This window comes from Enterovibrio sp. FF113 (assembly GCF_041439165.1).
Lineage (GTDB): Bacteria > Pseudomonadota > Gammaproteobacteria > Enterobacterales > Vibrionaceae > Enterovibrio > Enterovibrio norvegicus_A.
In genome coordinates this window covers 76,374-88,150 of sequence record NZ_JBGONO010000024.1, presented here as the reverse complement: position 1 = coordinate 88,150, position 11,777 = coordinate 76,374, and the positions used below count along the sequence as shown (strand labels likewise).

The window sequence follows — 11,777 nt, the reverse complement described above, 5'->3', positions numbered from 1 at the left end:
GTTCGTCATTGCCATCGAGCATGCCATCGCCATTGGAATCAAACGCCGCAAAGTCGCTGGCCGCCATGTCAAAGGCCGTGCCGTCGTTCTCTGCATTTTGGCTTTCCAAATCGAGGTAATCAGGAATGCCGTCACCGTCAGAATCCGGCGCGGGATCAACGCTGGCTTGCAGGTCAATGCTATCGACCTTGAGATCGCCGTCGTTATCGGCCAAGCCAGCTTCAATCACATCCGGGATGGTGTCGTTATCCGAGTCGAGGTCGACATCGTTGGTGACGCCATCGTTATCTGCATCGGCCGACAAGCCTGCGCCCGAGAGCGGCGTCAATTCGATGTTACTAAGGCGGATCGCTCCGCTATAGAAGCTGGAGTCAACGTAGAAGTCAGGGGTATCGCCGCTGTAGGTGACTTCGCGAAGCTCGGTGTTGTTTCGGAGGTATCGAATGGTGTTTGTATTGACTTCAATAGTCAGCGTGTCGCCTACGGAAACACTGCCCAGACTACCTCTGCTAGCACCGCTTTCGTAAACGCTCAGAGAGCCGCCCGTCAAGTAGAAAGCGTAATCGATATCGGTATAGCTGGCGGAGCTTTCGACACTGCCTAGCCCAATCATGTTGTAGGTGCCAAGTGCGTCAATGGTGAAGCTCAAGCGATAGTTGTCGCTAAATCCATATTGAGAGAAACTATCGGAATTGGCTTGCTGTCCCCAGCTTCCGCCGTTCGCCGTTAAGACGCCATCGGTAAAGACAGCACTACCCGTTAACGTCGGCCAATTGGTGACTAGCGCAGATGTGCGTGATTCTAAATCGTCACTTAAGCCATCGTTATCACGGTCTATATCACTGTTGTCACCGACACCATCGCCATCTGAGTCTACCCATTCATTCGGGTTATTGACGAATTGGTCGCTGTTATCACCCACGCCATCGCCGTCAGTGTCCGTGGTCTCTGTATTATCTAGCGGGAAGGCGTCGTCAATATCTAAAACGCCATCATTGTCATCGTCATCATCCTGAGTGTTACCTACACCATCACCGTCGGTGTCATATTGTTCGTTAGGATCAAGTGGACGCCAATCGTCTTCATCGTTGACGCCATCGCCGTCATCATCATTGTCGGCGTTATTGCCGATACCATCGCCGTCAGTATCTACTGTCTCCGTCGCGTCTTTAGGGAAGGCATCGTCTTCATCTAATACGCCATCGTTGTCATCATCGGGATCGACATCGTCGAGAATGCCATCACCATCTGTATCGACGATCACGGATTCCACTAGATTTTTCATGTCGATAATCCCGCCAGAAACGGTCAAGCCATTCCAAGCTGGAACACGGCGAGCAGTGTCCATGACTAATTGTTTTATTTCTCTGAAATTCATGGACGGGTCCATCGCCCAAGCAAGCGCAACCACACCAGTCACAACAGGCGTTGCTTGTGATGTGCCACTAAAGCCTGAATATCCTCCCGAGGAATTGGCCGTGATAAATTCGGTTGGTGCCGCAATATCAACACTGACTGCGCCATAGTTTGAATAGCTGATCCGGCCTTCGCTTTGATTGGATGCCGCGATACTTAAAATGTTGTCGTTGTCGTAAGAAGCAGGGTAGACGGGGCTGTTGTCGATATTGGAATTAAAGTTGTGTGATGCAATCACCATTAAGTGGTCATCACTCTCAATGTCCGTGATCACATCTTTGAAGGCTTGACTGTAGTCACCGCTGATACCCCAACTGTGGTTCGAAATCCGAGAACCTTTTGACGTCGCATAACGCAAAGATGCCATTGCATCTGATACGGCGGCGGCAAAACTCAGTGGGCCACCGGTATCCATTAATTGACACTTCCATGCACTGCCGACATACCCAATGCCGTTATTACCTTCTCCACAGATGGTTCCTGCCACGGGTGTGCCATGGGAGCCAAATACTGTGTTGGTGCGACCATTTATGTCATCGACAATGCCATTGTTATCGTCATCGACACCATTTCCTGCGATTTCGTCTGGGTTGACCCAAAAGTTTTCTCTTAGATCCTCGTGGCTGCGAAGTACACCTTGGTCATAAACAGCAATCGGCCCAATGGCGGTTGCATCGGTGGTGGTTTCCCATGCTTCATAGGCATTCAATTGATTGAGCCACCAAGCGGTGCCATTGCTAATACCACCATTGGATTCATTGGGAGCAAGTGCCCATTCAATCAAATAATCGGGCTCACCAAATGCGACATTAGGGTGCGCATTGACGGTTTCGAGCGCGAGCTCAAATGCCATCTCTGAAGGGATCTGATAGACATGAACGCGTGAATTTTTAGCCGCTGGGTCGAGTGATTGCTTATGGTTAAAACCAATATCAGATAGTGCGGTATTGCTATCAATGCCATCAACAATTCGCACGGTCAGTACGTTGGGAACATGCTTAGATTCAACCATGCGAGCAAAAGTAGGTAACTGGAGAGGATCTCTGCCTTTGTTGAAATGATAGCTTTCGAATTTGACCCAACCCGGTGTGCGAGGCTGGGCAAGGTGATACTCAACTTGCTTGCGCCAATAATCACTAAAAGGACGTTTTTCAAGTGATGCACTCAACCAAGGGCGCTCGGCATTCGGCTTGCCTTCAATACCATGACCGGCAAGGCTTTCTTCAAATGGAATGCTTATTGATGTGGGTGCACCCGATGTATTTGGGCTTGATTGAACCGCGCCGTCATCGTTGATTGCGATCAGCGGTGATAAGCCTTTAGCCGTATTGGCAGCCGATAGAGAGTGGCCTGATTGAAGTGCTCCCACAACAAAAAAAGCAGTTAACATGAAAACGCCAAGAGTAAGCAATCGCTTTCTTATCGATTTTCCTTTGTCTGTATGGTTAATACATTGCTTGGTATTTTGTTGTTTGTCTCTTGATGAATCTCTACGGGATGCGGCCACAGTAATAACCCTTTTGTTTATGTAATTATATGGTTTTGTCAGTCACTGCTGAGTGGTATTTAATGAATGTGCATATCAATTGAAAGTGAGAAGGATATTGTTCGCATACTAGTGACATTAGCTGTATTGCTACTCATGACTTGTAGCAGACATGGGATTACTTATATATTGAGGGATATCTAATTTAGTGAGTGGGTGTACATCTAAAGTATTAAAACTTATTTACTAGATAAGACTGCTCATTGGTTGTATCTTTCTGAATTGATGAGGGAAATAAGAGTCAGCGCAATGAGATGTGTCGTTTCACGCTGCGCGCTTACGTTGTGGTGAACAAAGAAAAATGCACTTCGTTCATAACGTGTTGAAACAAGGTTTGTGATATTTGTGATTGATGATTTCGGTTATATCCATATCTAATTCCGACCTGTTCAATTGGTGGCGTATAGTGGCGAGGTTTAGGTGTGAAAATAATTATCAATGTGTTGGAGGTTTTTTGATTTAAAATTGACGGGTTTTTAGTTTATTTCAAATTTTCTATGGTTTTTTATTCAGCGTTTACTGTGCGGGTAAAGAGATTAAGGTGTTCTTCCATTTGAATCTTTTTTGCCGGAGCCATATCATATTTTGCTGCGTGTAAATCGAACTACTGCATTTGTCAGCTACGAATGATTCAGGGCTTCTGATGGCAAAATGCACTATTTTTCAATTAATACCTAGTAACACCCACGCCTTGCTGTTTTTGGACGGTCGTGTTGGCCAATATTGAGCAACCCCATACTTACTTAATTTCGCGGGATTTCCCGAGTTTCCTTTCTTTACACTCGTCGCCTGTCTAGCGGACGTGTAGACTTCAGCATCATTTGATTCTATTGATTTGCCGAGGCGGAAATGAGCACTGATACCACCTATTTACAGACGTTGAAACAGGTTTTCGGATTTGAAGGCTTACGAGGTGGTCAGCAGCAAGTGGTTGAGAGAGTGCTTTCGGGGCACTCCTCGGCGGCGATATTTCCTACTGGATCGGGTAAATCATTGTGTTATCAGCTTCCCGCGCTTCATCTTCCCCACTTAACACTCGTGATATCGCCTTTACTCGCATTGATGAAAGATCAGCTCGATTTTCTCAAAAGCAAAGGGATACCCGCCGCGTCTCTTGATTCTACGTTGACCTATGATGAGTCACGAGAAGTAATGAGAGCAGTAAAAGCGGGTGAGACGAAAATCTTGATGATTTCAGTCGAACGCCTTAAAAATGAACGATTCAGACAGTTCATTTCATCCGTTTCTTTGTCGCTTCTCGTGGTGGATGAGGCGCACTGTATATCGGAATGGGGGCATAATTTCCGCCCAGATTACCTGAAGTTGCCCGTTTATTGTAAGCAACTCAATATCCCCCAAGTACTATTGCTGACGGCTACCGCAACACCCCAAGTCATTGCAGACATGGGAACCAAGTTCGGTATTGCTTCGCAAGACATTGTGGTAACCGGTTTCTATCGCAGCAATTTGGATCTCAACGTGATTGCATGCCCTGAGCAGGATAAAGCGGCCACCTTACTTACCCAGCTAAAAAATGCATCACAAGCCCCGACCATTATTTACGTCACCTTGCAAAACACGGCTGAAATGGTCGCAGGCTTTTTGCGAAGTGAAGGGCTGCCTGCTCATGCCTATCACGCGGGTATGCCAAATGATGAACGACAGAAAATTCAAAACCGTTTTATGCAAGGAGAGATCAACTGCATTGTCGCGACGATTGCTTTTGGTATGGGTGTTGATAAGTCAAATATTCGCGCAGTGATACATTACGATTTGCCTAAATCGATAGAAAACTACAGCCAGGAAATTGGTCGGGCAGGGCGCGATGGTCAAACGTCGACGTGCTCGGTGCTTGCCAACCGAGAATCGCTGAGCGTACTGGAAAACTTTGTTTATGGTGACACACCAGACCGCGCCGCTATTTATTCGGTGATTGAAGAGGTTGGCAAAACACCGTTAGGCAGCTCTTGGGAAGTGATGTTGAATCGCCTTTCACGTGACAGCAACATTCGACAGCTTCCTCTGAAAACCTTGCTGGTTTACCTCGAATTAGAAGGGGTGATTGAGCCTCAATACAGCTATTTTGCGGACTATCGATTTAAAACGTTATTAAGTGTTGAGCAAATCATCGGGCATTTTGATGGAGAGCGTAAGCAGTTTGTCGAAGCCGTGTTTGCAGCATCGCCAAAATCTCGCACTTGGCATACGGTTGATTTTGAGGCGCTTTGGCAGGGGTTTCATGCTGACCGCAACCGTGCAGTCACGGCGTTGGATTACTTTGCCGACAAGGGCTGGATTGAGCTAGAAAGCAAACAAATGACAGACGTTTTCCGTGTGTGTCGTCCTGAGGCATTGACGGGAACACCCGCTGCTGAGCTAAGCGATAAAATACACGATATGTTTCAGGCCAAGGAGCACAGTGAGATTCAGCGTGTTCATGCCATGCTCGAACTGTTTGAAACCACGACCTGCTTGAGTCATCGACTGGCAAGTTACTTTGCAGATGAGCATGCGCCGAAGCAATGCGGACATTGCTCTGTGTGCCGAGGCCAAATTGCGACGCTACCGAGTACTTCAGCATTGTTGCCATTGGAGTTATCTGATCTCCAACGTGCAAGCCAGCCGTTACTCAATGCTGCGGCAGATGACGCTGTCACTTCTCATGCCATTGCGAGATACCTATGTGGCATCGCGACGCCACTGACAGGGCGGCTTCGTTTAGGTAAAACAGCAGGTTTTGGTAAGTTTGGTCACTATCCGTTTGCCGACGTTAAAGCGATTTGTGAGCAGATCAAACCTGGGTAACCGTCGATTTGCTTATAAAAGCTTGAGTAAAGCTAGCGTCATGAGCGCTGATACATCTAGTTCAGCGTCTTGGCTCTTTTATTACTTGATGTGTCTTGCACTAACCAGGTTGTCAGCATCTTGATCAATTGCTGTTTAGTGATTGGCTTAACGAGGTGATCGTGCATGGTCTCTTGAATCTCGATGATTGCTTCTTCACTGTACTCACCGGAGAGTGCCACGACTGGAATGTCATGTCGTAATCGTCGTATTTCCCTTGTGGCCTCAATACCACCCATTCCTGGCATGTGAATATCCATCACGATGAGATCAAAAGGCTCGTTGGTGATCTTTTGAATGGCCTCTTCGCCAGATGTCGCCTGAACAACTGTAATCCCTTCAGTGGTGAGATAAGCTTGAACCAGTAAGCGGTTAACTTGCATATCGTCCACAACCAATACTCGCTTTCCAATCAAACTTCCCAATTTCACCAAGCTGCCTTCATCGATCAATGCCGCGAGTGAACGATGGAATGCCGGGTTTTGGTTAATGCCGTCTAAATGCCCTTGAACCAAATTGGACGCATAGATACCTGTTGGGGGTTCAGAGTCTTCATTCTCTGGGGTGTGGTAGATCAAAATGGGGGTAACTTGGGCTTGGTAGCCAAAATCTCCTGCTCGGAGTGCCTTGACCAAGTCGACCTCTTGCTCGAGTAACATGCGCTCCATCATGATGAAATCAACAGGTTGCTGACAAAGATTACTAAATCCAAGTTTGATATTTTGCGCGAGAATGACGTCTGCACCGAGTATTTCTAACGCTGCAGTGAGCCAAGCCTGTGATTGCATGTTGCCAATAACAAGGCACGATTTACCCATCATATAATCGGTAAGTATTGCCATGGATTTATCATCATGGACTTGTTGGTCGATCGAAGGGAAAGAGAGAACAAACTCTGTGAATTTTCCGGCTAACGATCGGCAAGTAATGTCACCACCAAAAGACTGCATAACTCGCTTACAGTAAGAAAGCCCCAGCCCGTTACCCTGATCTTTGCCTTTGGTGTAGAGCTCATCGAAAATGTGTGCTTGGTGCTCAGTTGAAATACCGGGACCCGTATCAATGAGATGAATTTCGTTATAGTCCGTAGATTTTCGAAAATGAATATTCACACGGCTATTGGGGAAGGCATCAAAGTAATGAATCGCATTTTTTAGCAAGTTGAACAAGACAAAACTGTAAAGTGTGTCGCTGCCACGAAAAAGGAAATCATCGTGCGTATTGATATTAATCCTGTTTTTGTGGTTGTCGCTGTAAAAGCTGAAATCTCTTAGCGCCTGCGTCGTTAATTCAACGGCAGAGTAGTGTTCAAAGAGTTCGGTACTGATCCCATCTCCGCGCAGTTCATCGAGTATGGCGTCTATAAATCGTGTTCCGAGCTGAACGGCTTTTTTTCCTTCCGCCAGCTCTTGGTAGATTTTTTTCATATCTTGAGACGCAAAGGGGCTGAGAGAGGCGTTTTCCACACCAAACATATCGGCATCAATACGCTCGAAGTGGTACTTGATTTTGGTCAGTGGGTTACGAATTTCATGGGCAATGGAGCCAGCCAGAACCTGTGATTTACGAATTTTGTCTTCGGTGACGATAAAACGGTTTGCTTCGTCGAACAGGCGTTGTAAGCCCATGATTTCTTCGCTGGAAAACAGGTCACTCTCGTTTTCTTTGGACACCATGTAGAGGTGAGTGACTTCACTTTTATCATTGGTGATGGGTAATACGAGCGATGTACCCGCGCTAATCATTTCGCGAGCGACAGATCGAAGGCATTCCGGATCTTCTGGGCGGTCGTGCTTAAGTTGATACTCAAGTTCTTCCTTAACAAGAACAGAGCGGTCGCCTTCAAAACATGACAAATACACGTTCGTTTCCGCGTTGTTAGCGACTTTTTGTATGCGACCTGATTTGGCATTCAACACATGATTGAGTTTCACCACTGCTTCGTCGGTCGAGTAGCGAAATTCACCTATCAAGTTGCAGATACTTTCGACCGGGTTGCCTTTTTCTCTATATAGAAGTCGGTTAGCCCCTCGGCGAATCATCGCATGAGATTTATTCCAGAAAATACCGGTAACCAGCGTCCAAAGAGCAAACAGCAAAGATGTTTTCGAAGCGTCCTGAACGCTAATCACTACGATAGGGGTGATATAAAGCGCTGCGTTAGCAATAAAACTGAAACTGATCAGTACCATATAGCGGCTGCTATAAAAGCGATTGTGAAGCAGTGCATAACCCACAAGAACGGCTTCAATGATTGATAGTGCAGGTGGTAACCATGCTTTGGAGAAATCATTGAGCAATATTGGGATCAAAAAATGCGCAAGGAAGGTTGAAAGAATAAATCCAACCATACCCAAGACCATGTAAGTGGCCTTGACCTGTTTGAGTCGAATTGTACTTCTGCTGGAGCGAATGAAATTGACCAGTGTGAGCACAACAAGAAGCAATAGGATGCCAAAAAAAGCGCCACTGGCTGGACCAAAGTGAATGACAAAATTGCCAATGCCAGAGACATCAACCGTTCTCACATTCATTCCTGGAATGGCATTGGTGGCTAATGTAATGGCGCAGGCAATACCAAAGAGTATCCATTGCCAAGTACTCAGCTGAAATGCGTTACGCTCTGATACTAATCGACATGAAAATAGGAACGCGAAGGCAAAGGCAAGCCCAGAGAACAAATTGGCTAACAGCGCCATGATAGTGGCTGTTCCGCTTCCCAAAGCGACTAATAGATCTGATTGAAAGTAGGCGTTAGACAGTATCCATAACGAAATGAAAACAGTGTAAAGCGTATAGGGAAGGTAAATCGGTCGGGATACACCCGACCGATTTTTCGTTAATGCTCTGGCAAAGTGGACCGCCCAAAGCATAACGACAACAGCAATTGCGACGAGAAATATCGCAATGAAGTTGTTAGACATTATGTTGATAAGGTTAGGCATTTTCCGCCGTTCTCGCCTGTCTACGCATTTTTATAATTCTCTTGTTGTAGTCTCTGAAGCTACAGTGTTCAAAGGCTTGGCTCATTGGCCCTGTAAAAACGATTCCTTGATATGTTGTAAGGTCTGTTCCCTCGACCTTTTGTTGACATATAGAGACGTAAGGCAGTGTCCCTTTACTGTCGTTGTTAACCGACCCATAGAAAGCCAATATCGATGGCTGTTCAACAATGGTATAAGCCGCTTCCAAACCGATGTCAGCAAGTTTAACTGTCAGATATTTAAGGGTTAAATAGAGAATGTGATTTAATTTCTCTCGTGGACCCCCGATCGCCATTCGGATGATTTCACACACTGATCGCTTTTGTGTGATGGTTTGCAATAGCGAATAATCAAACGCTGCAACAGAGCCAAGTTTTAATTTGTTTTTCAGTGGCTTATGGAATATCCCTGATCTCTCCAATGTTTGGATTTTCTCATTAGATGCGATCAGTGTCCAACTTTCTGTTTGGAAAAATGGATCGAATGTTAGCCAGTTATCTCGGTGTTGCCATCGTTGAATAAGTGCTGTTGAAAGGAGTAAGGGGGGGGAATTGTCATTCTCTTGATAAAGAATGAAGTGCTCACCGTATGAAGAGACATCAAGGTAGTAAAGCATCTCGTACCAGTGTTGCTGTTTGACAAAAGTCTCTAGATTTATCAGTACGTTCGCCAATGATAGTTTCATTGGAACAGGAGAATAATTGGTCAGGAATAGGCGTTGATCATCTCGAATATCCGTAACCACTTCGTATCGATAGCGATCATTGTCTGGCGCTGTGTGCAATTTCCTCCATGGCATAGAAGAGTGCTTTACGAGATGGTTTTCTGCTTCTGAAATAAGCTGGGATACTTTAAATGCTGCCCAACAACTTAGGATGTCGCCATAAAAAGCAAGGGCAATTCTCTCGATGGAGAGGAATATCTCGGGAAGGTTACGAAACGGTGTGACGCCAGTGATGGATCTCGCGGTGTCACATGTCAACGTCGTGAAAAGGTTTCCTCTCGGTTGAGTACTTGGAAGTGCTTTAGTGATTTCGTTTGAGCGATATGAAACGATTCTCTCGAAGAGATCGAATTGATTAGTAGAAAACATATAGTCATTAACCAGTTCCAAAAAGGCATGATTATTTTGCTCGGAAGCCGAAAGCGTTGCCATCTTCTCAAGTTGGCATTGAACTGATAGTTTTGAAGTTGCAGGGGTTTGTGTCGCCATAGTGTCGTACATACTGAAATCCTCGACATTGATTGTTGAAGTCCAGATAAGTGTACGATCTATGTATGGCGACTATTTATCGTTGTTGGCTTGTGACGCTATTTTGAGAAGGCGGTTTGGTAGGTCAGGGAACTCAATAGTCGCCCTGACAGAAATATGGTTTTTTCGCGAAGGTTATTTGTGTTGGGGTGAATCAATTTCACGCCTTCGCGGTATTATTGAAAGGAGCCGTTTTTGTAGACAGTGACTTTAGCTTAGAACAAGCGTAGTCACCTCTTCTCGTTCGACAATAAATTCACATTTAAAGACACTTTGGCTTTGTATTTTATCGGCAATGTCATTTCTCAATTTCAGTTCCAAGGAATTATTTTTTATCGAAATTATTGAAGAGGAATCAAAGCCCAATATTTGATTGGCATAGGGGTAAATGGCTTTAAAAAGACTCTCTTTTGCCGAGAATATAAGTGTGACTTTCTGGTTGATTGACAACCCTGAACTTCTTAATAGAGAAAATTCATGATTGCTGGCAATTAGGTGCTTCAACTCATTCGCTACTTTGCTGGTCACTGTATTTTCGACATCGATACCGACATATTTGATATGTTTGTTAGTTGTTACCACGCATATTGCCGTATTCTGGCTATGCGAAATTGAACCCGAAAACCCTATAGGGAATATTGGTTTCCTGTCTTCATCTCGGCCTACATGCAATGACTTAGATCCAATACGTTCTAGGGCCCATTTTGAAACAACTCGCCCAGCCAAGTATTCGGCTTTTCTCTTAGTTACGGCTTGCTGAATGTCATTTGGTACTGATATGTCATAGTGCTCTTTAAGTTGGTTGGACATCTGACTGATATCAAATTGGCACCGACAAAGTAGCACGCTTGGAAAAGCATGCTCTTTGGAAGTTTCAACGTCTGTTATAAAACGATTGTTATCTGTTTCCAGGTGCCCACTGGGTGAAAACCTGAGACGTATTTTTTCAATATGTGGTTTGCTGAGTAACACTTTTTTCACTTACTAGAAGGTGGAGCAACGAACTAATCGCATCAGTGACTTGGGATGCACATGTGTCGATAAAAAAATGCCCGCCATGAAAGTGCATACTCTTAAACTCTGTGGATGTCAGCTCTGCCCAAGCCACAAGTTGTTTTTCGCTGACTTGTTCATCATCTGTTCCTGCAAGGGCTGTAATGTCACAAGGAAGCGGAGATTGTGATGCTTGATAATTATCGGAAATGGAAAAGTCAGCTTTAAGCATTGGTAGAAGTAGTTCCATAAGCTCTTTATTCATCATCACTTCTTTCGGCGTTCCATTCATTGCAGCGATTTTGTCCAAAAAGAGCTTATCTGGCAAATCGCATATCCTCTCACTTGTCTTTACCGTGTGAGGGGCTCTGCTTCCTGATGCAATGAAATGAATAGGTGATGGATAGTGCTGTTCAATTAACTCTACAGCCAATTGGTAAGCCACTCTGCTACCTAAGCTATGTCCAAGTAAAACATAGGGTAGAGATGTTATGTCTTTTGAGAACTTCAATAACTCTGTGGTCATTTCATGCATATTGTTAATTGCGGGTTCTAAAAGTCGAGAGGCTCGACCTGGAGGCTGTACAATAACTAGCTCCACGAATGTCGGTAATACTTGTGTCCATGCTTGAAATGTTGCCGCGTTGCCTCCCGCATATGGAAAACAGAATAGCCTCATCTTGGCCTGGGCATTAGGGGCAGGTATCACAAACCAATCACTATTTTTCATTTTGTTCATTGG

At 45.2% G+C, this 11,777-nt stretch carries 6 protein-coding genes; 1 reads left to right on the top strand and 5 read right to left on the bottom strand.

The window, feature by feature from the left end; all coding sequences use genetic code 11:
- Positions 1-2,806 (bottom strand): S8 family serine peptidase (locus ACED36_RS17880; protein ID WP_371733636.1); only part of this gene is annotated, 2,806 nt, incomplete at its 3' end.
- A 1,005-nt stretch (positions 2,807-3,811) separates the two neighbouring features.
- Between ACED36_RS17880 and ACED36_RS17875 the strand changes: the two genes are divergently transcribed.
- Positions 3,812-5,767: an ATP-dependent DNA helicase RecQ gene (locus ACED36_RS17875; RefSeq protein ID WP_371733635.1), complete on the top strand. Its 1,956-nt coding sequence runs from the start codon at positions 3,812-3,814 to the stop codon at positions 5,765-5,767.
- Positions 5,768-5,823: 56 nt separating this feature from the next.
- Here ACED36_RS17875 and ACED36_RS17870 read toward each other — a convergent pair whose 3' ends face one another.
- The 4 genes from ACED36_RS17870 to ACED36_RS17855 all read right to left on the bottom strand — a co-directional run bounded on the left by ACED36_RS17870 (position 5,824) and on the right by ACED36_RS17855 (position 11,774).
- Complete coding sequence (locus ACED36_RS17870) at positions 5,824-8,751, bottom strand: hybrid sensor histidine kinase/response regulator (RefSeq protein WP_371733634.1); 2,928 nt, start codon at positions 8,749-8,751, stop codon at positions 5,824-5,826.
- On the bottom strand, positions 8,744-10,015 hold the full coding sequence (locus tag ACED36_RS17865) for an acyl-homoserine-lactone synthase (protein ID WP_017006287.1): 1,272 nt from the start codon (positions 10,013-10,015) through the stop codon (positions 8,744-8,746). The genes ACED36_RS17870 and ACED36_RS17865 overlap by 8 nt, the downstream gene beginning before the upstream one ends.
- A gap of 237 nt (positions 10,016-10,252) precedes the next feature.
- The gene (locus tag ACED36_RS17860; protein WP_371733633.1) at positions 10,253-11,014 is read right to left on the bottom strand and encodes a 4'-phosphopantetheinyl transferase; all 762 of its coding nucleotides are present in this window, start codon (positions 11,012-11,014) and stop codon (positions 10,253-10,255) included.
- Positions 10,989-11,774 (bottom strand): thioesterase II family protein, encoded by a 786-nt coding sequence (locus tag ACED36_RS17855; RefSeq protein WP_016962254.1) that lies wholly within the window; start codon positions 11,772-11,774, stop codon positions 10,989-10,991. Before ACED36_RS17855 ends, ACED36_RS17860 begins: the two co-directional genes overlap by 26 nt.
- Positions 11,775-11,777: the final 3 nt, after the last annotated feature.